The organism is Proteiniphilum sp. LBM24028 (assembly GCF_056629195.1).
The window spans coordinates 546,616-572,159 of record NZ_CM152817.1; the positions used below are offsets into that span (position 1 = coordinate 546,616).

The 25,544-nt window shown below is 40.3% G+C and carries 15 protein-coding genes and 1 pseudogene; 9 read left to right on the top strand and 7 right to left on the bottom strand.

What is annotated here, in order from left to right; all coding sequences use genetic code 11:
- The first annotated feature begins 30 nt into the window (after window positions 1–30).
- The gene (locus AC1HCU_RS02055; protein WP_480368429.1) at window positions 31–903 is read left to right on the top strand and encodes a DUF4861 family protein; all 873 of its coding nucleotides are present in this window, start codon (window positions 31–33) and stop codon (window positions 901–903) included.
- A 48-nt stretch (window positions 904–951) separates the two neighbouring features.
- A complete protein-coding gene (locus tag AC1HCU_RS02060) occupies window positions 952–1,680 on the top strand; it encodes a lipoate--protein ligase family protein (RefSeq protein WP_480368431.1) in 729 nt (242 codons plus the stop codon).
- Here AC1HCU_RS02060 and mnmL read toward each other — a convergent pair.
- The 7 genes and pseudogenes from mnmL to AC1HCU_RS02095 form a co-directional block, all read right to left on the bottom strand.
- On the bottom strand, window positions 1,668–2,597 hold the full coding sequence (gene mnmL / locus AC1HCU_RS02065; RefSeq protein WP_480368434.1) for a tRNA modification radical SAM protein MnmL/YtqA: 930 nt from the start codon (window positions 2,595–2,597) through the stop codon (window positions 1,668–1,670). The two genes, AC1HCU_RS02060 and mnmL, sit on opposite strands and share 13 nt — an antisense overlap.
- A gap of 129 nt (window positions 2,598–2,726) precedes the next feature.
- Window positions 2,727–3,167 (bottom strand): hypothetical protein, encoded by a 441-nt coding sequence (locus AC1HCU_RS02070; RefSeq protein WP_480368436.1) that lies wholly within the window; start codon window positions 3,165–3,167, stop codon window positions 2,727–2,729.
- A gap of 17 nt (window positions 3,168–3,184) precedes the next feature.
- The gene (locus AC1HCU_RS02075; RefSeq protein WP_480368439.1) at window positions 3,185–3,709 is read right to left on the bottom strand and encodes a hypothetical protein; all 525 of its coding nucleotides are present in this window, start codon (window positions 3,707–3,709) and stop codon (window positions 3,185–3,187) included.
- Window positions 3,693–4,157 (bottom strand): RNA polymerase sigma factor, encoded by a 465-nt coding sequence (locus AC1HCU_RS02080; protein ID WP_480368441.1) that lies wholly within the window; start codon window positions 4,155–4,157, stop codon window positions 3,693–3,695. Before AC1HCU_RS02080 ends, AC1HCU_RS02075 begins: the two co-directional genes overlap by 17 nt.
- Window positions 4,158–4,424: 267 nt before the next feature.
- Window positions 4,425–6,383: a 30S ribosomal protein S1 gene (gene rpsA, locus AC1HCU_RS02085; protein ID WP_480368444.1), complete on the bottom strand. Its 1,959-nt coding sequence runs from the start codon at window positions 6,381–6,383 to the stop codon at window positions 4,425–4,427.
- 165 nt (window positions 6,384–6,548) lie between these two features.
- Window positions 6,549–7,722 (bottom strand): annotated as a pseudogene (locus tag AC1HCU_RS02090) (IS4 family transposase).
- 322 nt (window positions 7,723–8,044) lie between these two features.
- Window positions 8,045–8,404: a hypothetical protein gene (locus AC1HCU_RS02095; protein ID WP_480371011.1), complete on the bottom strand. Its 360-nt coding sequence runs from the start codon at window positions 8,402–8,404 to the stop codon at window positions 8,045–8,047.
- Window positions 8,405–8,819: 415 nt separating this feature from the next.
- On the opposite strand from AC1HCU_RS02095, the gene AC1HCU_RS02100 reads away from it, so the two are divergent.
- The 7 genes from AC1HCU_RS02100 to AC1HCU_RS02130 all read left to right on the top strand — a co-directional run bounded on the left by AC1HCU_RS02100 (window position 8,820) and on the right by AC1HCU_RS02130 (window position 25,543).
- Window positions 8,820–10,349, top strand: coding sequence for a sulfatase family protein (locus tag AC1HCU_RS02100; RefSeq protein ID WP_480368446.1), 1,530 nt, complete (start codon window positions 8,820–8,822; stop codon window positions 10,347–10,349).
- A gap of 83 nt (window positions 10,350–10,432) precedes the next feature.
- On the top strand, window positions 10,433–12,880 hold the full coding sequence (gene galB / locus AC1HCU_RS02105) for a beta-galactosidase GalB (RefSeq protein WP_480368448.1): 2,448 nt from the start codon (window positions 10,433–10,435) through the stop codon (window positions 12,878–12,880).
- Window positions 12,881–12,922: 42 nt separating this feature from the next.
- A complete protein-coding gene (locus AC1HCU_RS02110; RefSeq protein ID WP_480368452.1) occupies window positions 12,923–14,425 on the top strand; it encodes a sulfatase in 1,503 nt (500 codons plus the stop codon).
- A gap of 146 nt (window positions 14,426–14,571) precedes the next feature.
- Window positions 14,572–18,594 carry a hybrid sensor histidine kinase/response regulator transcription factor gene (locus tag AC1HCU_RS02115; protein ID WP_480368455.1) on the top strand — a complete coding sequence of 1,341 codons (4,023 nt, stop codon included), beginning with the start codon at window positions 14,572–14,574 and terminating at the stop codon, window positions 18,592–18,594.
- Window positions 18,595–18,656: 62 nt separating this feature from the next.
- Window positions 18,657–20,309 carry an FAD-dependent oxidoreductase gene (locus AC1HCU_RS02120; protein ID WP_480371013.1) on the top strand — a complete coding sequence of 551 codons (1,653 nt, stop codon included), beginning with the start codon at window positions 18,657–18,659 and terminating at the stop codon, window positions 20,307–20,309.
- A gap of 344 nt (window positions 20,310–20,653) precedes the next feature.
- Window positions 20,654–23,695 carry a SusC/RagA family TonB-linked outer membrane protein gene (locus AC1HCU_RS02125; protein ID WP_480368458.1) on the top strand — a complete coding sequence of 1,014 codons (3,042 nt, stop codon included), beginning with the start codon at window positions 20,654–20,656 and terminating at the stop codon, window positions 23,693–23,695.
- 6 nt (window positions 23,696–23,701) lie between these two features.
- Window positions 23,702–25,543 (top strand): RagB/SusD family nutrient uptake outer membrane protein, encoded by a 1,842-nt coding sequence (locus tag AC1HCU_RS02130; protein ID WP_480368461.1) that lies wholly within the window; start codon window positions 23,702–23,704, stop codon window positions 25,541–25,543.
- Window position 25,544: the final 1 nt, after the last annotated feature.

Below are 25,544 nucleotides of genomic sequence, written 5' to 3' on the forward strand. Positions count from 1 at the left end.
AGGCCAAAATTTCACATTCTAATTGATTACATGAAAAGTATATTATTCTTGTTCCCATTTTTGCTGCAAGCCTCTTTTCTTGTAGCCCAAAACATGACGGATGCGAGTCTCTTCCTGCGCAGTGACAGTACCCGTTATCTTGATTATGTCTCATCAAAATCAGGAGATCTCTATAGTGCTCTGGGGCATCACGGCCCGGCAATTGAGAATGAATGGCTAGGTCTTCGGCTCTACTTCGACAAAAAGGCAGCCATCGATGTTTACTCAAAAGCCAATAGGGGACTAGAGTTGTCACAATACAGGTGGTACCCCACACCGGAGCAGCAGATGCAAGGGAAAGGTGCCGACTACTATAAGGTAGGGTCTACAGTCGGTCTGGGAGGTATTCGTTTATGGGATGGAGAGAAGGTGGTACCGCTACACCCGGTGTCAAACCGATTGGCTAGGGTAGCGAAAGAGGGATCCGTCTCATTTATGGAGATGCTGTCGGAAGATGTCCCCTATCGCAATGGCAAAGTGGATATCCTTGTCAGGGTCACCGTCTATTCCGGTGTCAGAAAGGCTAAGGTGGAAGCTTTTGCTCTATCGGATGCGCAGGTGGAATTTGTGACCGGTATCAACTACCATCCTGGACAGCAGGTAGTGGTGGAAGAGGATCGCATTTTTACCTGGGGATTGCACCCTGAAGATGTGGCAGACGAAAAAGTGGAACTGGGTGCTGCGATCTTCCTGAATCCGGATGATTGTGCGCTGAAGATGGATGATGGCAACCAGCATATCTTTATCCTAAAGCCGGCAAAATACCTCAGCTACTGGATCTCTTCAGCGAATGGCAAGGAGCCCGTTATCAATACGCTGGATAGGTTTATCGATTTTGCAACTTTGGAAATGAACACAAATTAACTGAGTACAAATGTTTCACGAACCACAAATGAAAGAGGGAATCATCAGATGAATATCATTGTCTCTCCCTCTACTACGCCAGCTTTTAACCTGGCCGCAGAAGAACATCTATTCTCTAGAAAGGGTGAAAATTTTTTGTGGCTCTATGTGAATGAACCGAGTGTGATCATCGGGTCAAACCAGGCAGTAATGAACGAAGTGGATCCGGATTTCTGTATCGAGCATGATATCCGGATTATTCGTCGCATGTCTGGTGGAGGAGCGGTGTATCACGATGAAGGAAACCTGAATTACTCGTTCATTCATGATAGCACTGGTGCACCCTTAAGTACTCGTTTTCTTGAACCCGTTGTGGTTGTACTTCACAAATTGGGTATTCCCGTTGTGATAGGGAAAAGAAAAGACCTCTGGCTTGAGGGACGTAAGATATCGGGTACTGCATCACATATCTCCAGAGGAAGGGAACTGCATCATGGTACCCTGTTGTATGATGCAGATCTGGAGGTTTTAAAGAGAGCCCTGACGTCGGAAAACGGGCACCTGATAAAAAAAGCGACAGCCTCGGTATCCAGTCCTGTGCGGAATATACGTTCCTACCTGTTGGAACAGCAAGGAAGGGCTGACGACGTGACTGCTTTTTTGGAGGCGCTTACCCGAAAACTGCTGGAATACTATGGACTCAAAGAACTCACTATGTTCAAAAGAGAGGATATGGCAGAGATTGAGGAACTGCAAAAGAAAAAGTATACACAGCGTGACTGGAACTACCGGATGTAAAGTTTCCCTTGCCAGGTTCCCTTCTCGCCAAACCGTTTCAGTATTTTTTCCCTCACCTCGTAATTCTTTAGTCCCCAATCGGGTGCAATCAGCAGTCTTGCGGGCGATTGTGACGTGAACCTTTCAATATTGATATCGGGACTAAGGCGTTCGGCAAAAAGAACGCACAGATCGACATATTCTTCGAGCGTGAACAGCTTGAACGATTCCGGCAGCAATTTATACTCCCGTGCCATGGCGGTGTAACGGATAATTTGCAACTGGTGAAGCTTGAGGGTTGTGAGTGGTAATTCGGAGAGTCTGTCAGCATGGTGCAGGATATCTTCTTCTGTTTCTCCGGGCAGGCCCAGGATCATGTGCGCGCCTGTCGGGATCATTCTTTCCGCCGTTTTACGGATCATTAGGGCAGATTCTTCATAGGTATGTTGACGGTTTACCCGTTCCAGTGTTTTATTTAAAGTTGACTCCACGCCATATTCTACCAACACAAATGTCTTTTTGCCGAGGGCTTCAAAGTAATCAAGCAACTCCCCGGGCATACAGTCGGGGCGGGTACCCACAATCAGTCCCACCACGCCGGGATAGGAGAGTGCCTCCTCATATTTGTCGATAAGCGAGTCAATGCTGTCGTAGGTATTGGTATAGGATTGAAAATAGGCCAGGTATTTCATCTCCGGATATTTGCGCGAGAAGAAATGAATGCCGTCGGCCAGTTGTTCCGTGATGGTCCTGGTAGGTTTTCCGTAACCGGGACTAAAGCTTTGGTTGTTGCAGTATGTACATCCGCCGCGTCCTTTACTGCCATCGCGGTTGGGGCAGGTGAAACCTGCGTTAATGGATATCTTTTGTACCTTATAAGGAAATCGTGCCGAAAGATATTCCGAGAAATCACGATATGGTTTGTCGTTTAAAAACACCTGCTCTGATTTTTAGGATACAAATATAACGAAAAATGAGAAACGGGAACATGACATCCCGTCATATTCCCGTTCATGTGTATATATTGAAAAGTAGAGTTTCTTTACGGGAGCACCTTCTCACATGAATTATTTCTGGGGAGCATATGAATTCAATGTGACCATGATATTCTCGGGATTTTTTATGAAACTGACTTTAGACGTCCCTTTGTCGCTGTTTTTTTCATAGGTCTCCACCCGGTTTTTTCCGTTTCTTACGATTGAAACTTGTTCATACTTGTCGGCTTTGAGTGCATTTTCTACTTCCCGGGTAAAACTTTCATCAAGCGATTTGTCGGTCGAATTCAACGTAAGCATTTGACGACCAGTGCTTATTGGCGATTTGCCAAGCTCCCATGCCTCGATGTTTGTCAAATCGTTTAACCTGTCCATCATATTGGTTTTTTTCTGGTATACATAATTAAATCGCTCATCCTCCATATACTTGTCGAACAATTTTTCGAGTTGTTGAGCCGATATGGTCGTGGCAAAAGCGAGCATTACGAACATAATTGAGAGATTTTTTTTCATTTTTACAGGGTTTTAAGTTATTGATTCGCAGACTTTATATAATTAATTTTTTGTGATAAATCGTCAAAAATTTTATCGGCATCCATCTCCTTTTGTATTGTATTTGCTTTCACTAAAGGTTCATAGCTGGTACGGATGATTTCATTGGCTTGCATAAACATTTTATCGGCATATACTTGTGCTTTATGCGGGTCTGATATTGCCTTTCCATGGATGAAAACCACGTAATCGTTGGAAGATATTTCGGTTTTGTTTTTGAGCGGGAATAAAATAACAACCAGAAGAATAGCTGCCGCGATACTTGCTGCTGGAATCCACAATTTTCGAAATAGAAATGGTTTTTTATTGTTCTTCTTCACCGGAATAACAAAAATGGGAGCAGCAATTTGCTTTTCTTCCTCGAAAGCAGCAAACATGGGTTTATATACTTCATGTTGAGGTAAAACAGTATTGCTTCGGAAATATTCCTTCAGTCTTTTTTCCTCTTCAGGCAATGCCGTTCCTTCGAAATAAGCGTTCAGTATATCATTTACGTTGTTCATAAATCATAGTCTCCTTTTGTTGAAAGGTAAGAATCATTTCACGTATTTTTTTTCGGGCCCGTGACAGATTAACAGTAACGGCGTTTTCTGTGATCGACATCATTTCTGCAATTTCCGTCACCTCCATCTCTTCCACATCTTTCATACGGATAATAGTTCGTTGCATTTCGGGAAGCGAATCAATCATTCTGTTGATGGTATTTACCGTGTCAGCCTCTTCGGTAAGCTGGTGCGGACCGGGCGCAGGATAAGTTGCGTTGGGGGAAAGCTCCCCGTTTGGTTGCTGCTTGCGGAGCATATCCAGACAGAGATTTCGCATCGATGTAAGCAAAAATGCCTGTGGGTTTTCGATCATCCTCAGCTGTTCACGTTTTTCCCATAAACGCATCATCAACTCCTGATACGCATCCTGTGACAGATTTTCGTCTTTCAATACCGAAAGTGCCATACGATACAGCTTATCGGAATAACATAGGATTTGATGTTCAAATTGATGAGCGTTCATACATAATAGACGTGAAACGGGGGAAATTCTTACATCAATCGGCGTTTTTTTTCAAAGATAACATAAAAGTTAACCTGTCGGATCACTTTACGGTCAGAAGGTCGGGAGATATGTTTCCTATGTAAACTATTCATTGCCAGGATTTTTTACATAAAAAACCGGGGCATCACATGGTGTGATACCCCGGGTAGAATAAATTTTATAAAAAGATTATGCTTCTTTTTCAGCGTCAGCTTTAGTATCTTCTTTTACTTCAGCTTCTAGTACTTCGGCTGTTTTGGTTTCTTTTGTTTCCCCAGCCTTGGGAGCCTCTTCTTCTTTTACCTCAGCTTTGGCTTCTGTTTTGGCTTCAGCTTTGGCCGCCTCTTTCTTGAAAGCTTCCACCTTCTGGTTGTCAAGCTTCTCTTTTAGTGCAGCCAGTTCTTCGATGTCGCCCAGTGTGGTTTTCTCCATCACCGGAATTGCTGCTGCCACTTCGTTTCCTCCTTCTTTCTTGCCAGTGCGTTTTCCTTTCCTTCTGGAGTCGTCGCCTGAGATATCTTCGTGGATGCGGCTATGAGAAACGATGATGCGTTTGGCATCTTTATTGAACTCGATCACTTTAAATTCGAGCTTTTCTTCCACCTGAGCCTGTGAGTTGTCTTCCTTTACCAGGTGTTTGGGAGTTGCAAATCCTTCCACGCCATAGGGCAGAGAGATCACTGCTCCCTTGTCGAGCATTTCCACGATTGTTCCTTCGTGAATAGAGCCCACAGTAAAGATTGTTTCAAACACGTCCCATGGGTTTTCTTCCAGTTGCTTGTGACCCAGGCTTAAACGGCGGTTTTCCTTGTCGATGTCGAGTACTTGAACTTCAATTGAAGCTCCTATTTCGGTGACTTCACTCGGATGTTTGATCTTCTTAGTCCACGACAAGTCGGAGATATGAATCAGGCCCTCTACGCCTTCTTCAATCTCCACGAAAGCGCCAAAGTTGGTAAAGTTACGTACGGTAGCTGTGTGGGTACTGCCCACCGGATATTTGATTTCAATACTATCCCATGGATCAGGCTTGAGTTGCTTCACACCGAGCGACATCTTGCGCTCGTCGCGGTCGAGTGTGAGGATCACTGCCTCCACCTCTTCACCTACGGTCATGAAGTCCTGTGCGCTGTGAAGATGTTGCGTCCAGCTCATTTCCGATACGTGAATCAGCCCTTCCACACCGGGGGCGATTTCTACGAATGCACCGTAATCGGCAATGACCACTACTTTTCCCTTCACGATGTCACCCACCTTCAGAGTTTCACTGAGTGCATCCCATGGATGCGGAGTCAATTGCTTCAGACCGAGTGCAATGCGCTTTTTCTCGTTGTCGAAATCAAGGATTACCACGTTGATCTTGTCGTCGAGCTGTACCACCTCTTCGGGATGCTGAATGCGTCCCCATGAAAGATCGGTAATGTGTACCAGGCCGTCTACGCCGCCCAGGTCCACAAATACACCGTAGGAAGTAATATTTTTGACCACTCCTTCGAGCACCTGCCCTTTTTCGAGTTTCGAGATAATCTCTTTTTTCTGTTGTTCCAGTTCTTCCTCAATGAGAGCCTTGTGTGAAACAACCACGTTCTTGTATTCAGGGTTTATTTTTACTACCTTGAATTCCATTGTCTTATCTACAAATATATCGTAATCGCGGATCGGTTTCACATCAATTTGTGATCCGGGGAGGAATGCTTCGATGCCGAACACATCCACGATCATACCACCCTTGGTACGACATTTGATATATCCTTTAATGATTTCGTTGTTTTCAAGCGCGGCGTTGACACGGTCCCAGGAACGTGATGCACGGGCTTTCTTGTGGGAAAGGATCAACTGTCCTTTTTTGTCTTCCTGGCTTTCGATGTAAACTTCTACTTCGTCGCCAATTTTTAGTTCGGGGTTGTAGCGGAACTCGTTCATTGACACCACGCCATCGGACTTATAGCCAATGTTTACAACCACTTCGCGTTTGTTCATGGAGGTTACAATACCTGTTACAACTTCTTTGTCACTGATTTTACTCAGCGTATTGTCGTAGCTTTCGGTAAGTTTTTCTCTGTTTTCTTTGCTGTAAGGATCTCCTTCAGCATACGCAGCCCAATCGAAATCTTCTACCGGAGCTACACTTTTCAGGTTTTCAGTCATTTGTAATAAAAAAATTTACTTTAAATAGTGAGACATTATGTTGCTTATAAAAAAAGTGGTGCAAAGATAATCTGTTTTTCGTTAATAGCCAACATTTTCGTTAAGCGATTTACGCACGTACATTCAGCGTAACTTTAATTAGTAAATGCAACACTACTGTCCGGTTTAATTTTCCCAAAGAGGCAGGACGGGATAATCGGACTGATTGTTTAAATTATTATTGCCACTAAAGAATTCTTTGATATTCGTTTTTTCAAACAAAGCCAACCCTGGAGTCTGAGTGAAAGTATACAAACTTACAGGGATACCCAGTTTCTTTTTAGCAATAGCTGCGAGAAGACAAGTGCAGATTGCTATCCAGATCTGACAATTGACAGCATTTTCACTTGTAACGTAAAATGCCTTTATACGAAGATGCTGTTTAATCCATTTGAAGAACAATTCAATATTCCATCGTTTCCGATACAGCTCGGCAATGGTCAGGGAATCAAGAGAAAAGTTGTTGGTCAGAAAATGATAAACTTTTGCATCTGTAAAGTCCTCGTATGTCACAAGACGTAACTCAGCCGGGTATTTCCTTGCCGAATAATATCCGGTCAGTCTGATGGTAACATCATCCAGTACGCCAGTACTTGAATCAACGTTTTGTTTTTCAATCGTTACAAAATTAATGTTGTCTTTAGACCTAGTAACAAAGAATGTCTGTTCCCTGTGAATCTTATTGTAAAGCCTATTGAAGTCTGTATAACCCTTATCCATGATGTAATATGAGCCGGCTTCAATAGGCATAGTATCAAGTATGTTTACGTCATGCACATTTGCATTGGTGATATCCACATAGACTGGTATTGAACCTCTTAAATCAAGAACAGTATGCATCTTTACGGCACCTTTGGTCTTTCGAAATTTTGCCCGGGGGAACAGACTTAAACACAAGTCAATTGTAATACTGTCCAGAGCGTAGACCATATTGTCAATATCCAATTTAAAATTGGGATCATCTGCATATAATTGGTCTGGCTTGTTTGATTAAAACCTGTGCATAATCGGCATAGATTTTCCAATTGTGTTTCTCGTTAGCCTCTGACAACGTGGATTTTGCAGTTGCGGATCTCAAACCGGAGTGATAAAGCTTCGATGAAAAAGCAGTTAAGCTGTTTTCAATGTCACGAAGACTTTCTCTAGCGGTTAATTGGGCAAAACTCATCACCAGAAAATGCTCGTTACAAGTGAATCTTCTTACACGGAAGTCACCCTTGTAGCGATCAACGCATCTCTGGAATTGAAAATCTGATCTAAACATCATTAGTTGTGATAGAACCGTTTTGCCTGAATTCATAATATTGAATATTAATACATAAACAAAAGTATGAATTCAAATCGACCAAGTAAAAAAACGAGTATAACTGATTTAATATAAACAACATATAAGCAATTAACTTGTCCTTAACCGGACACTACTGTAAATGCAACACGAAATCAAAACATCTTGGAGGGGCATGCCCCTCCAAGATTGGGCCAAAAATTTTACTTTAGTGTTGACATATGAAAAAGAAAAAACATCCAACCAAGAGCAAAGATACACAATTTTTGTGTTGCTTAAGTAAGGCTGTACACAAAGTTTTATTGCTCGTACTATCGGTAAAGACCGCTCACTGGTTTCAAACGAAATCAAACGCAACAGTTCTGAAAAACGAGACGTATATCATTATCAGAACGCACAAAGGAAAGCCGATTTCCGAAAACAACGCTTTCATCGCTGACGCACGTTTACAAGGCAGAAGCAAGAATTTGTGGAAGAGCACCTGAAAGAGAAATAGTCGGCGCAGCAAATTGTCGGTTATCGTGGCAAGAACGGCATTGATATGATCTCTTACGAAACTATCTATCAGTTCATAAGAGAAGATAGAGCTTTTTGTATAAAGCGATATGATGATGTTCTCCGCCGGTGTGTCAGTACTCTGATGCTTGGGAACGATGATCGGTTCGAAACTACCCTGGCGGCCTCTGGGTATCTCGATGGCCGATTCCCTTGATTCGGTCTTGAGTCTCTTGAAGGTCGGCCATTCCGGGCATTGGTATTCTCACTCTTCTCATTTTTGGCATAACCTGGATGAGATTCCAAAAACACTTTCTTCAATAATTTTCTTGAATTCTTTTTTGGATATTACCAAATTAGGATTGATCCGGAACTCATACCGGTTCAAACAAACTCTATAGGTTACGAACCTTGTTGATTTTTTTTAATAAATACTCCTATTAAGTAAAATAATGCGTAAAGTGTTTTTTCATTAATACGCCTCACATTTGATATTAAATTCAAAAAGCGCTTTTTTGAATGGAATTTTACCCTTACATTATCTAATTTATTCCGATTTTTGCAATCATCTCGGCTTTGAATTCCATTTCTATTAACATAATGTAAAAAAACATATAATGAAAACGCCATTATTTTTATTATCAACGTCAACTTTAGTGTTTACCTCGTGTGTTGTATCCAAACCAGAGAGGCCCAATATCATTATTATTCTGGCCGATGATTTGGGTTATGGTGATGTGAGTGCACAAGGATCTATAACGATTCATACCCCTAATTTTGATAGGTTAGCGAATGAAGGGATACGTTTCACGAATGGATATTCCACTTCGGCCACGTCAACACCAAGTCGCTACGGGTTAATGACCGGAATGTACCCATGGAAAAATGAGAGGGCAAAGATTTTGCGTGGTAACGCTCCCTTGATAATTAGCGAAAATCAATACACATTGCCCAAGATGATGCAGGAAGCCGGATATGTAACCGCCGCCATCGGAAAATGGCATTTGGGAATGGGAGACGGTAATGTTGACTGGAATAAAACCATTAAGCCAGGTGCAAAAGAAATTGGTTTTGACTACTCCAACCTGATAGCTGCCACGAATGACCGGACCCCGACAGTCTACGTGGAAAACGGCAATGTGGTTGGATTAGATCCGGCAGATCCCCTCTATGTTAGTTACGAGGAAAATTTTGAAGGCGAGCCTACAGCACTTACACATCCCGAAATGCTTAAGATGCATTGGTCCCACGGACACAACCAATCTATCCACAATGGCATACCACGTATCGGATACCAGAAAGGGGGAAAAAGTGCTATGTGGGTAGATGAGGATATGGCAGATTACTTCACAAGCATAGCCAAAGACTTCCTAACAGAAAACCAAGATACACCATTTTTTCTTTATTTTGGATTACATCAGCCGCATGTGCCGCGCGCGGCACATCACCGTTTCATCGGAAGCAGCAATATGGGGCCTCGTGGAGATGCCATTCTCGAGGCTGATTGGAGTGTAGGTGAGATTATAACACACCTAGAAAAATTAGGTTTGTTAGAAAACACGCTCATATTTTTTTCGAGCGATAATGGACCTGTATTGAATGATGGATATAAAGACAAAGCCGCAGAGTTGTTAGGCGACCACAAACCGACCGGAATCTTAAGGGGCGGGAAATATAGCTTGTATGAGGCAGGAACTCGAGTGCCATTTTTCGTGTATTGGAAAGGAAAGATTGAACCTGCTGTTTCTGAGGCGCTGATTTGTCAACTAGATATCATGGCCTCATTGGCAGAATTAGTAAAAATGTCCTTGCCGGAAGGCTTTGATAGCCAAAACCTTCTCCCAGCATTCCTAGGAGAAACTGAAAAAGGACGAGACGATTTGGTTATTGAAGCACAAGGAAAGCTAGCCTATCGTGCCGGTGATTGGTCGTTCATTCCCCCGTATAAAGGAAGCGTACGCAATGAAACAGGCAATGAGTTGGGGAATCTACCGGAAGGTGGATTGTTTAACCTGAAAGAAGATCCTGGACAGGAGAACAATGTTGCCAAACAAAATATAGACAAGTATCAAGCGATGAGGAATTCATTTTTAGAAATCACGAAAGGATACTTTAAATCCAATGTGGAAGATATTATTTTAGAGTAGGAAGTATCATTCACCTGTGATGCGTGTTGTGGTAAAACAATTTAAAATATCACACATATTAACAACAATAAGATAAACACCCTATGGGACAATTAAAGAAATTACTGCTTGGAATCTTCTCGTTCTGTTTTCTCGCGTTAACAGGTCAGGTAAGGGATGAGACATTATTGGATTCAGCATGGAGATTTTGTAATGTTGATATTGAAAATGCGGAAAAAAGTGGTTTTGATGATTCTCAATGGGAAAGGGTAACAATCCCACATGACTGGGCAATACGTGGCACTTTTGATATGAATCTGGATACACAAGTAATTCAAGTAGTTGAAGATGGTGATCAACGACCTTTGTTAAGAACAGGGCGAACTGGCTCACTCCCAATGTTTGGTGTGGGCTGGTATCGTAAATCATTGCCCATTTCCGAAAAGGATGCGGATAAACGCATTTTTATAGAATTCGATGGTGCCATGAGTTTAGCAAAAATATTTTTAAACGGGAATTTTGTGGGCGAATGGCCGTATGGCTACTCCTCTTTTTCTTTCGAATTGACCGATTATATAAAATTCAATGAAGATAATCTTTTAGCGGTACGCCTCGAAAATAAACCAGGATCATCCCGTTGGTACTCAGGTGCAGGCATATACAGGAATGTACGCCTAGTGAAAGTTCCTCAAACGCATGTCGCGCATTGGGGCACATTTATCTCAACTCCAGTCGTTAATGAAAAGAGAGCAGACGTTTCTATCAACACTGAAGTCGTTAGTATGGAGGCCAGCCAAGAACCGGTACAACTCAAAACAGTCATTTACACCCGATCAGGTGAAAAAATAGATTCTGTGATAACCGAGCGCCCTATGCAGGCAAGAATGCATTTTAAACAGAAAATCTCTTTACATGATCCTAAACTATGGAGTATTGATAATCCCAATATGTATATCGCTGTTTCAAAAGTATATGTTGGTGATGTGATTACAGATGAATATACAACAAAGTTCGGTTGCAGGAGTATACGATTTGATGCTAATGACGGTTTTTTCTTAAATGAGAAGCCAGTTAAACTACAAGGAGTTTGCATGCACCATGATCTGGGTCCTTTGGGTGCAGCCGTAAACTATAGAGCAATAGAACGCCAGATGGTGATGATGAAAGAGATGGGAGCAAACGCCATTCGAACATCCCATAACCCACCATCTCCTGAATTACTTCAAATATGTGACAGTCTCGGCTTGCTGGTTCAGGTTGAAATTTTTGATGAATGGAAAAACGGAAAGAACCCAAATGGATACAGCCTTTACTTTGAGAAGTGGGCAGAAAAAGATTTGCGCAATACAATCCGTCGCGACAGAAATCATCCTTCGGTAATTATGTGGAGTATCGGAAATGAAATTCGTGAACAGAACAGTGCAGAAGGTAAGGAAATTGCACGCTTCCTTGCTGATATTTGTCGATATGAGGACCCAACCCGTCCTGTAACAGCCGGTTTTAATAATCACTCGAGTGCCATAAAAAACGGCTTAACCGATGTTGTAGATTTGGTTGGATTTAATTATAAACCACATGATTACAGGAATAAAAAAAATGATTATCCTCATTACAAAATTTATGGGAGTGAGACAGCTTCAACAGTTAGTTCGAGAGGAGAATACAAGTTTCCGGTAAAAGAGGTTAAAGGCCCTTGGTATAACGATTATCATGTTTCAAGTTATGATATGGAATATCCCCCTTGGGCATCCACCCCTGATACGGAATTCGAAATGCAGGACGATAATGAATTTGTACTAGGTGAATTTGTATGGACTGGATTCGATTATCTTGGGGAGCCGACTCCTTATAATCCGGGCACACCTGCTCGTAGCTCTTATTTCGGGATTGTTGATCTTGCCGGATTAAAAAAAGACCGTTTCTACTTGTATCAAAGTAATTGGAGTGACGAACCGGTTTTACATCTCTTGCCTCATTGGAACTGGCATGATAGAATAGGACAAAATGTCCCGGTATTTTGTTACACCAATTATCCGAAAGCAGAGCTATTCGTTAATGGAAAAAGCATGGGCGTTAAACATAAAGATAAATCCAACAAATATTCCCGGTATCGTCTGATGTGGAGCGATGTGATTTATCATCCAGGAGAGATCAGAGTGGTCGCTTATAATGAAGAAGATCAGCCGATGGCAGAAAAAACTATAAAAACGGCGGGTGAGCCTTCCAAGTTAAGATTGACGGCAGATAGAGAGACTATCAGTGCAGGTGGCAAAGACCTGTCTTACGTGACAGTTGAAATATTAGATGAGGATGGAAATTTATCCCCAAGAGCAAATAATTTATTGTTTTTTGAAGTAAAGGGGCAGGGAAAGTTGAAAGCATTGTGCAATGGAGATCCAACGGACCACACCTCATTTGCTTCAAACTACATGAGGACCTTTAACGGGAAAATAGTTGCCACGATCGAATCCGGTTTAAATGAGGGAGAGGTGGAATTGGCGGTCTTCGGCGGGTTGCTACGTGAGGGTAAAATTAATATTCGAGTTCAGTAGCTATTTAGAAAATATATTTTTACAGGTATAAAGACAGATAAAATGCAATTTAATATCAATTTACTCATTGCTTCTTCACTAACAGTTACCTCTTCTGTCCTTTTGATGTCTTGTCAAAAAGAACAACGGCCTAATGTCCTTTTTTTTGTAGCAGATGACTTGGGGTGGACTGATTTAAGTTGTTATGGGAGCACCTTTTACGAGACTCCCCATATTGACCAATTGGCTAAAGATGGCGTGTTGTTTACTAATGCGTATGCTTCATGCCCGGTAAGTTCTCCTACGAGGGTAAGCCTTCAAACCGGAAGATATCCTGCGAGAGTTGGAGTGACTGACTGGATCAGGGGCAGGTATCATAATCCGGAGAGGCGGAAAGAAATTGAAGAACTTTGCCCGGTTTTGCCACCTGAGAATGTATTTGATATGCCCTCGAAAGAAGAAACGATTGCTGAAGTATTAAAAGATCACGGGTATCAGACTGCTTTTATTGGTAAATGGCATGTTGCAGAAGATTCGTTATCATACCCGCAACATCAAGGTTATGATATCAATATTGGCGGATGGGGGAAAGGCTCCCCGGGCCGGGGAGGATATTTCGTTCCATACAATAATCCTTATCTAACTGACGGACCGGAGGGTGAATATCTTACCGATCGTTTAGGAAATGAATGTGTTAAGATATTAAAAAGGTACAAGGGCGCGCCATTTTTTATCAATTTTTCATTCTATCAAGTGCACACCCCCTTAATCGGAAAACCGAATAAAGTGCGCTATTACGAAGAAAAAGCCCGAAAAATGGGATTGGACACAATACTCGTTCACGACAACGACCCGTCGTGGAAAGCGAAACAACCGTTCGTGTCAAACGGTTACAAAGAGAGGATGGTGCAGAGCCACGCTGTTTACGCAGCGATGATCTCGAGCATGGACGACAATGTTGGGAAGATTGTGGCTGAGTTAAAAAAGCTCGGTTTATATGAGAACACGATTATCATCTTCACATCAGATAACGGAGGATTGTCAACGTCTGAAGGTTCTCCCACATGTAATTATCCTTTAAAAGGTGGAAAGGGGCATTTATACGAGGGTGGAATTAGAGTACCGCTATTAATGTCGTGGAAGGGACAGGTTGTTGGAAATAAAATGAGTGACAATCAAGTGACTTCGGTAGATTACTTTCCGACCATTCTTGATCTATTGAATATTTCAACACCTGAAGAACTGGAAATTGATGGCATCAGCATAAAACCTGCTTTAACTGGTGAAAATCGAAAAAGAGATGCAATTTATTGGCATTATCCTCATTATTCAAACCAAGGCGGTCGCCCCAGTGGAGCAATTCGTGAAGGCGATTATAAATTAATCGAATTCTTCGACACGGGTGAGAGGGAGTTGTACTGTCTGAGTGAGGATGTCAGTGAGTCCAACAATCTGATTAATACAGAACTGAAAGTGGCTGATGAACTGTATGATAAATTGTACAAATGGAGAAAATCAGTGAAAGCAAAAATGCCTACAAGAAATCCAAACTACAAGGACAAATGATAACAAACGAATTACTCATCACGTAATGATAGAAAAATATGAAAGAAATTATTCCTATATTTGGAGATGCTGAGCTCGTAAGCGCAACATGATAACACGCACTGGGAAATAAAGTGTAGCTTATGAAGTTTATATATATATATATCATGCTACTTGTAACTCAAGTATTATTCGCTCAAACTGAGAAATTCAATTTCTATTTTGAACGATTGGATAATACGGTGGGCTTGCCTTCAAATGAAATACGAAGGATACATCAGGATAGCGAGGGCTTTATGTGGTTTGGCGCGAGAAACGGACTAATTCGATATGATGGTTACAAGTACGTTGTATATAGAAATTCCATATCGTATCCTAATCTGCTAACTCACAATGCAATCATGAGTTTTGCTGAAGATGAGAATTTTATTTGGATCGGTTCGGAGAGAGGATTAAACAGATGGGATAAACAAACGAGGAATATTGAAAAGATTGACCAAAATGAGATAAATAATGCTCGAATCAATAAAATAATTCTAACTCAGCATGGTTACATATGGCTGGCGACCTCCAAAGGTATTTTCAAGTACTTCTGGGGCACGAATGCGCTTGAACGCCTATATTTTGATCCTTTACAAATGGGCATCGAAGATGCCTACATGGACTCCAAAGGCCGTGTATGGTTTGGATCATGGGGCAATGGTTTGATGCGCTATAACGAAGAAAGTAATTCATTTATTAAGTACCCAAAAATTAATCAGAAAAATACGGTTCATATCATATTCGAAGATAGCAATAATGTCTTATGGATTGGCACTTGGGGATATGGTTTATATAAAGTAATTGATGAAGAGAATCCTTTTACAACAACTTATCAGTCTTTTGGAGAAGACACCAAATTGGGCTCTATAAATTCAAGCGTTATTTACTCAATAGCCCAAGATCCTAAGTACGGGTATCTATGGGTGGGACATCGTAATGGATTATCGATACTTACAGACCCGACCGATCCTCACTCATTTGTAAATTTTGCTGTGGACCCTTCCAGTGATTTCAAGAACAATTACGATGTAAATTCGATTTATGTAGATAAATCTGGTCTAATATGGTTGGGTATGTTTGGGTATGGTATTGATAAAGTTAATCTAAATGCTACAAAGCTAAAATACAATTCTCTCGCATCTATTGGGCATAAGGTCAAAAATACCACTTTAACTTCCTTGTGGTTCAATGGAAAAGATTTACTTTGGATGGGAATTAAGAACAACGGGTTATTTATATATAACACCATCAAAGATGACTATTATAACTTCAGCCATTTAGTAAAAAATCAGCTTGATATCGATCATGAAGTTTATATCAACGACATACATTATATTGAGCGTTTAAACGAAATTTGGGTAAGTGTGCGCTCAGGTAGTATCTTTAGATTAACACTAAATGCGCAGGGTTTTCCTGTGAAATCTGAAGAGTTGTCAAAGGAACTTATGTTAGGCAATTTTTCGCCAAAAGTATTTGAGGACAGTAAACAAAATATCTGGATTTTGTCAGAACTTGGGTTCAATGTCTGGACCAAAGATGACAAGATTCTCAGGAGCGCGAAGTTTTTGACTAGTCCAAATAGTATTTTAAATTGTGAATGTTATGCAGAGAATAAAAAAGGTGACGTTTGGATTGGCACCATTAATCAAGGAGTTTTTCGTGTTTCTATCACCGATGAAAAGCTAAATATTAAAAATTATTCCCAGAAAGATGGGCAAATCAATAACCAACATGTCCTTTCACTGTTATACGAAGGAAAAGGACGACTATGGGCTTCAACTTTGGGAGGTGGATTAAGCCTTTACGACTCACGAAAAGATATATTTGAAAGCATCAACACCAAATACAATATCCCTTACGATGTTATGTTTAACTTGATTGAAGATGCCGAAAATAATATTTGGATGTTTAATGAGAATGCAATCTTGAAATTGGATATCTCATCCGAACCTTGTTTACAAATATATGATGTATCGGGTAAGCAGTGGAACAATTCTTTTGCCACTTATTGCCGGCCAGCCAAGCTCAGTGAGAGTGAATACTTTATCGGGGGAACGAAAGGGTACAACGTGGTTAATTTTGATCAAATGATTACCAATGCTTATATTCCCCCTATTGTTATTGCTGATTTTAAGGTAGATAATCGATCCGTATTTTCTGACAACTCTAACTACAAAATTGAAAATAGTACTGTCATCTTAAAAAATAATGACAATAAATTTAACATCGAATTTGCTGCATTAAGCTATTCTAATCCATTAAGAAATTATTACGCGTATCGTCTGATAGGGTTTGAAGATGAGTGGCATTATGTAGATGCTAATGAACGAATAGCAAATTACACCAATATTCCAAGAGGCACCTATAGGTTTGAAGTAAAAGCTTCAAATGAAAATGGGATATGGAATGAAGCCCCTGCCTTCCTTGATATCATAATTAAGCCATCCATATTTGATACTTGGTATGCATGGGGTATATACATCATTATAACGATCGGATTACTGTATTTAATATTCAGCTATTTAAACCAGCGTATTAGATTCAGGCAACAAGTTCAGTTTGCTGAGATGCAGAAAAAAAATACTGAGGAGCTTACACAAACTAAATTACGTTTTTTTACCAATATCTCACATGAGCTACTAACACCTCTGACAACAATGAGATGTATTGTAGATGAAATTAAGGACGGCTCTGTTGTAAAAAAAGATCAAACACTTATCCTGTCAGATAATATTTCACGGCTAATCTATTTAATCCGCCAGATACTTGATTTCCGGAAAGCAGAAAGTGATAGCTCAAAGCTAAAAATTTCCTATGATAATATAACAAACGCTATATACTCTATTTGCGAGATTAATTTCAAACCTTTGTCAAAGAAAAAAAATATCCATTTTTCAATATTGTCTAATCCTGAGAATATCATGGGATGGTATGATATTGACAAATTGGATAAAATTGTATGTAACTTACTTTCAAATGCATACAAATACAACAGACCAAACGGATTCGTGCAGGTTAATCTCGAAGAAATTTGGAGTGATAATAAGCGAAGCATTAAGATTTCGGTCAAAGATAATGGCATCGGTATTGAAACAGAGAAACTATCTCAAATATTCAATGTTTTCTACGTCGGGGATTCGCGTAAACAAAATGAGATTGGTACGGGAATTGGCCTTTCTCTGACCAAAACGCTTGTAGAGCTGCATAACGGGAAAATCACCGTTAACAGCCAATTGGGGATAGGTAGTGAATTTGTTGTAATTCTCCCGATCGATCGAGAAAATTACAATCCTTCAACTGTTGATATTGATGCACAATCGGGCAAAGTTGCTCAACAGGAGGTTGATGTACTTGAAGAGATCAAATTTGCCAAATCCAAAAGAACCGTGCTCCTTGTAGAGGATAATCAGGATCTTTTGAATGTATTGATACCTCTTTTAGCTGTCGATTATAACGTATTAGGGGCTGGGAACGGACAGGAGGCAATAAAATTATTATCTTCATACGATATTGACTTGGTTGTTAGTGATGTGATGATGCCTGAAATGGATGGTTTTGAACTCTGTTCATACATCAAATCTAATATTGAAACATCTAGTATTCTGGTACTGTTGTTAACCGTTAAATCACAAGATGAAGATCGAAACTTCGGGTATAAAAGTGGCGTTGATGGTTACATGACCAAGCCATTCAAACCCTATTTACTGAAATCTCGGATTGCCGGCCTATTCAACAACAGAGATAAATTGATACAACAGTTTAAGAACCGAGATGTTATAACAATCAAAGAGCTCAATTATACTACATTAGATGAAAAATTTCTTTCGAAGGCCATCCAAATAGTTGAAGAGCATATAGATAATCCAGAATTTAATTTTGATCTTTTTGTAGATGAGATTGGAGTAACCAAATCCACTTTGTATCGAAAAATAAAAACTATGACTGGCTTAACTACCTCGGACTTTATTAAGAATATTCGCTTAAAAAAATCTTGTGATATCTTACGAAAGGGGATTTCTAACATTGCTGAAGTGGCCTATGCAGTTGGATTTAACGACCCCAAATACTTTACAAAGTGCTTTAAGAGAGAATTTGGGATAACGCCTAGCGAGTACTTACGGAAACGGAATCTCAAGCCAGTTGAATAGAACAATAACGGCATGATGGACACAAAACAAGATTATTAAATAATTTAAAACAAAATATCGTGATGAAAATTAAATATTTGTTATGCCTGGCGCTGGCCTTAATGGAATTTCAATCGTGTAAACAATCAGCAAGCATTTTCAAAGCCGACGTAATCATTTACGGGGGAACGTCAGCGGCAATTATCGCCGCGGTAGAAGTAGCTCAATCAGGAAAAAGCGTGATAGTTGTTTCTCCCGATAATCATATTGGAGGAATGACCTCCGGGGGACTGGGTTTTACCGATTCAGGTAATACCGGTGCTATCGGCGGGCTTGCGCGAGAGTTCTATCATCGCGTCTGGCTCCATTACAACGAGCTATCGGCATGGGAATGGGAAGAGCAAGATCAGTTCGGGAACAAAGGCCAGGGATCTCAAGCGATGGACGGGATAAACAGAACTATGTGGACGTTCGAACCGCGTGTGGCAGAAAAGATATTCGAGGGCTTCGTCAGGGAAAATAACATAACTGTTTACAGGGACGAGTGGCTAAACAGGAACTCTGGTGTAAACACAGAGAATAGGGAAATAACATCTATAACCACTTTGTCTGGCAAAACATTCCATGGAAAAATATTCATAGACGCGACCTACGAAGGAGACCTTATGGCAACTGCAGAAGTAAGCTATGTTATAGGAAGAGAAGACTGTTCAGAATATGACGAACAATGGAATGGGGTTCAAGTCGGGGTTTACCATCATGGCCATTACTTTAAAAGCAATATTAGCCCATACATCACACCTGACGATCCCGAGAGTGGCTTACTCCCCTATATCACGAGCGAGCCCATCTCGCCAAACTGTTTTAGTGACAACAAGATACAGGCCTATTGTTTCAGGTTGTGCATGAGTAATCATCCCGAGAACAGGATGCCTTTTACAAAACCTGAAGAGTATGACTCTTCTGATTTCGAACTTCTTGCCCGTGTTTTCGAGTCAGGTTGGAATGAGTGGTTCAGAAAGTACGATATGATTCCCAATAGGAAGACAGACACCAATAATCACGGGCCTTTCAGTTCCGATTTCATTGGGATGAATTACGATTACCCTGAAGCATCTTACGAGCGACGAAGAGAGATAATCAAGGAGCATGAAAACTATCAAAGAGGATTACTTTACTTCGTTTCAACCGATGAACGTGTACCGGAAGAGGTAAGAAACAGGATGGCTGAATGGGGACTTGCCAAAGATGAATTCGTGGACAATGACAACTGGCCTTATCAGCTATATATACGTGAAGCAAGAAGAATGGTTGGAAAACATGTAACAACCGAAAATGAAGTATTGGGGAAAACACAAGTCCCCGAACCTGTTGGAATGGGGTCTTATCCCATGGATTCGCACAACGTGCAGCGATTCGTAACGACAGAAGGATACGTTCAAAATGAGGGGGATGTGGGAATCAAGCCTAAAAAACCATATCAAATAGCTTACGGTTCTATCACACCCATGCAAGAAGAATGCACTAACCTGCTAGTACCAGTTTGCCTCTCTTCAAGCCATATAGCGTTCGGTTCTATCCGAATGGAACCAGTATTTATGCTATTAGGGCAATCCGCCGCTGCGGCAGCGGTTATTGCCATCAATGACAGAATCAATATACAGGATGTGAATTATAGAAAACTAGAGGGAGTACTCCTTTCAAGAGGTCAGATCCTGGAAAATATTCAAGAATAATAACGCTTAATATAATTCTATCACGATTTACTGGACTTATTACAACCAAAGGATTATCCGCCGTATAGTGGTTATGTTAAAACTAAAACAAAACAGGTCGGATATTCAGCAATTAACATTTTTGAATGCAAATTACCCTTAAATTGAGTTGAAGTAGCCCTCCTGTTTTTTTGTATAATTTATAAATTTGCAAATGTTTTAACTTTATTGATGTCCGATAGAGTAAGTTTTTCGGCTATGATGTAGAACCCTGGATATACATGAGAGATTTATTATTTTTAAACCTATCGTAGGCGGGTCGTTTAGTGCCTACTAAAAGTTGAATAAATTAAATTTAAACGCGAATGAAAAATGTTTATGAAAAACTCATCTTTACTTTAATTATTATGTTGGTCAGTTTTTCTGTTGCAGCACAACAAGAAGTAAAAGGTGTGGTTACTGATGTAGCAGGCGAACCTTTGCCAGGAGTAACAATTAAGATTGTTGACAGTAATTCAGGAGTAGTTACCAATATAAACGGAGAATATTTTATCCACGTAGAAAAGGACCAGACACTGCAATTCTCATTTGTTGGAATGATAACAAAACAGGTTAAAATCGGTAGCAGTACAACAATTAATGTAGTGCTCGAAGCAGATGCTATCGGTTTAGAAGAGGTTCAGGTAATTGGTTATGGACAGCAGAGAAAAGTATCTGTAACCGGGGCCATCACAAACATAGGGAATGAAGAGTTGCTTAAATCGCCCAGTGCTAGTGTAACCAACTCGTTGGCAGGAAGGGTTACGGGTGTTTCTGCAGTTCAGAATACAGGAAAGCCCGGTGCAGATGAGGCTGCATTATTTATCCGGGGTATTGCAACGTTGAACGATGCCCGGCCATTAATTATTGTTGATGGAGTTGAACGTTCCTTTTCACAGATAGACCCAGAGGAAATCGATAATATTGCCATATTAAAAGATGCATCAGCAACAGCGGTGTATGGTGTGCAGGGTGCAAACGGAGTAATCATTGTAACTACAAAACGTGGAGAAATCGGTAGACCTAAAATCTCTGTAAGCTCATCAGTTGCATTGCAACAACCAATTAATATGATTGATAAGGCAGACAGTTATATGTATGCATTGGGACATAACGAGCGTAATGTTAATGATGGAAATCCTCCCTCCACAAACGTATTTAGTGATGAAATAATTGATATTTTTAAACAGGGAGGGAATATTATTTATCCGGATATGGACTGGTATGATTACCTTTTCAAAGATTTTTCTCCACAGTACAAAACAAATTTAACAATCAGCGGTGGTTCTGAGAGAATACGTTACTTTGTTGCGTTAGGTTATCTCTCACAAGATGGGCAGTTGAAAAATTTGGATTCAAGGTATAATAATAATTATAAGTACAGCAGATACAACTATCGTTCAAACTTGGACATTGATGTGACTAACTCCACACTTATGAAGTTAACTATCGGGGGTGTAACAGGGATCCGCAATACTCCAAAGGAAAGAGATACAGGTATGTGGAGGGAGGCAAACTGGGGGCAACCTATGGCAGGTGCAGGCATTGTAGATGGAAAATGGGTATCCACTTCACAAGATAATATAACTTTGGAACTACGAGATCCCTTGTCTGGTTTTTATGGTCTTGGTTATGATAATCAAACCGAAAATTCTCTTGATATTGATTTGGATATCATTCAAAAACTGGATTTTATTACAGAGGGATTAAGATTCAGGATGAAAGGTTCATATAATACTGATTATACCCATAATAAAAGTCGGAGTACTTCGCCAGACCATTATTCGGCAATTTATGCTCCAGGTGATTCTACCCAAATTGTGTTTAGAAAGTCATCAGATGCCGGAATTTTAAATTATAACGAAAGCACAGGTAAAGGAAGAGACTGGTATATGGAGACCGCTATGGATTATAACAAAAGTTTTAATGAACATGATGTAAGCGCTCTTGTATTATATAATCAACGTGTAGTATATTATCCGGGTGGAGTATATAACGACATACCTCGTAGAACATTAGGGCTTGTTGGTAGAGTAACTTATAACTATCTGACTCGATACCTTTTTGATATTAACCTTGGATATAATGGATCAGAAAATTTTCCGGAAGATAATCGATTTGGATTATTTCCAGCAGTGTCATTAGGCTGGATTGTGACCGAAGAATCTTTTATGAAAAATATTTATTTTCTTGATTATCTGAAAATTAGGGGGTCTTATGGTGTTGTGGGGAATGATCGACTGGGGAGTAACAGATTTTTATATCTTCCAGATTCATGGAATTATAGTACAGGTGGATATAATTTTGGAATCGATAACCCAGTTGATCGACAAGGCGCTATCGAACTGCAGTTGGGTAATCCCAATGTCACGTGGGAAACCGCCACAAAAAAGAACATTGGATTTGACGCAAGTTTCTTTAATGCGCATTTGAGCACAAGTATCGATTATTTTCATGAATACAGAAAAGATATCTTGATTACCCGAAATACCATTCCATCATTTGTGGCTGCCAATCTTCCAGCCGTAAATATGGGAGAGGTAAAAAATCAGGGGTATGAGGTGGAGGTCAAATGGAATCAAAGAATTAATAGAGATTTTGCTTACAGGATAAATGTAAATATGTCATATGCCCGTAACGAAGTTATATATCAAGACGAAATACCACAACCTTACGATTATCTTTATCGTACAGGTAAACCGGTAGGACAACCATTTGGATATATTACCGATGGATTTTTTACCGAAATTGTTAATACAACCACAGATCCAAATTATCCGGATCATTTGGGGACTCGGTACCCGGGAGACGTCAAGTATAAAGATTTGAATGATGACGGAAAAATTGATGATCTGGACAAAATGGCTGTCGGTTATTCACAACAGGTACCTGAGTACAATTTCGGCCTTAACATGATCTTAATGTGGAAAGGATTTGATCTAACCATGACTTTCTCCGGTGTAAAAAATACTTCACGGAATTTACCCGGATACTTTAGAGAGGCATTTGGAGGACAAAACAGGGGTTTGTTTGCTTATCATTATGAAGATAGATGGACACCAGATAATGCTGATAATGCACGCTTTCCAAGATTATCAATGGTTAGTTCAGATAATAATTATCGAGATTCTGATATGTGGATTAGAGATGCTTCTTATCTTCGTTTAAAAAATGCGGAGATAGGATATACAATTCAATCGGGAACTTTAAAGCGAGCAGGACTTAACAATGTCAGAGTATTTATTAACGGATATAACTTGTTAACATTTAGCGATTTTGGTTTTTTTGACCCCGAAACGAGACCCGGAGAAGGGGGGCTCTATCCAATGATCAAAATGTATAATATGGGTTTAAAATTTAACTTCTAAGAAACTATGATGAAATTGATTAAATATTTTACAATAGTAATTGTGACAATAACTGTTGCATTTAGTTACACGAGTTGTGAAGAGATTGGTACGGATGCTTTAGAAAAACCGGAAAGTACTGATGTAACAATCGATACAATTTTTTCTTCAGCTGAATATGCAGAACGTGTTATTTGGCGTTCCTATAGATCCTTGCGTTCAGGAATAACAAGGACCGGAAGGAGCAATACTATAGGACAACAATTACAATCCGATATTACCGATCTATCCCACAACTACATGACCTGGGGTGGGATTGTAACCTCTTATTATCCGGGAACAATAACTCCGTCTAATACTTCAAATGTAAATTTACCTTTTGAAGATGTTCCTAATAATGGTGTTACTACATTTAGTGCTATTAGAAATTGTTATATTTTTTTAGATAATGTGCATCGGGTGCCGGATATGTCCCAAGAAGAAAAGATACGGCTTAGTGCTGAGGCGAAGATGATCATTGCTTACAACATGACGGAATTATTTAGGAATTACGGTGGAATACCATGGATAAATAAGGTATACGCGCCCGACGACGATTTCAGAAATCCGCGTATTACAGTCGGAGCTACCGTTGACTCAATAATCTCTTTAATGGATGAAGCTATCCCCGAATTACCTTGGGTTATTTCAGAGGCAGAGATGAGTAACTGGGCAGGGCGATTTACACAGGCCGGAGCTATGGCTTTAAAAACAAGGTTGTTGCTTTTTGCAGCCAGTCCTCTGTTTAACAGCAACCAACCATATTTAGATGGTGAAGCTGCAAATTTAAAAATGACATGGTATGGTGACTATCAGGCAAGCAGGTATCAAAGAGCTGCAGATGCAGCCAAGGAGTTAATTGACAAAATAGAACAACAGGGAGGATATGGATTGGAAATGCCTGCCAGTAACGATGTTGCCGGATATCGAAATGCATTCAAAACAGCCTATTTTACTCGTCAAAGCAAAGAGGTACTTATCAGTATACGAGATGAATATAGAGGCCCTGCACGTTGGGGAAACAACTTTTATGATATGAATTTGAATTATGGTGGGGCTACCTGTACAAATGAATATATGCGTATGTTCCCAATGGCAGATGGTACACCTGTCACAGATCCCGCCTCCGGCTGGAACGAATCAATCGATCCATTAGGAAGTGAAGGTAAAGGAGCCGCACGGAAATATAACCGCGATCCGCGTTTATATGAAACCATGTTATGCGTGGATGACGACTGGGGAGGACAGAAGGTCGAAAATTGGAAAAATCAGGTCAATGGTAACTGGGCGATTCATACAGCGGGGCCTCGTAGAACTAATGGATCTGGAAGTACAATAATTCGCAAATTTATGCCGGGATGGACTTCCGGAATTCCGGTAATTGGTCACCATTTCCCCTATATCCGTTTGCCGGAAATATATTTGTCTTATGCAGAAGCACTGAATGAGCTGGGACGCACAACGGAGGCGTATCAATATATCAATAAAGTCAGGAACCGCGTCGGATTAAAGAACATCGAACTTGTGGGGCCTTGGAATAAAGAGAGCCTGCGTGAGCAGATATTAATAGAACGTGCTTGTGAATTTGGTTTTGAACAGGTACGCTGGTTCGATATTGTTCGTCATAAGGTTTCTTCAGCTTTTTCTGAGTCGCTGCATAATGTCTATATTACAAGAAATAGTAACGGGACTTATTCATATTCATATCCTGAAATCACATTTAATAGAAGAGTCTGGTGGACAGATTTTAATCCCAAATGGTATCTTTTACCATTTCCGCTTGGTGAAATCCAGAAAGGTTATGGGCTTGTTCAAAATCCGGGATGGTAGT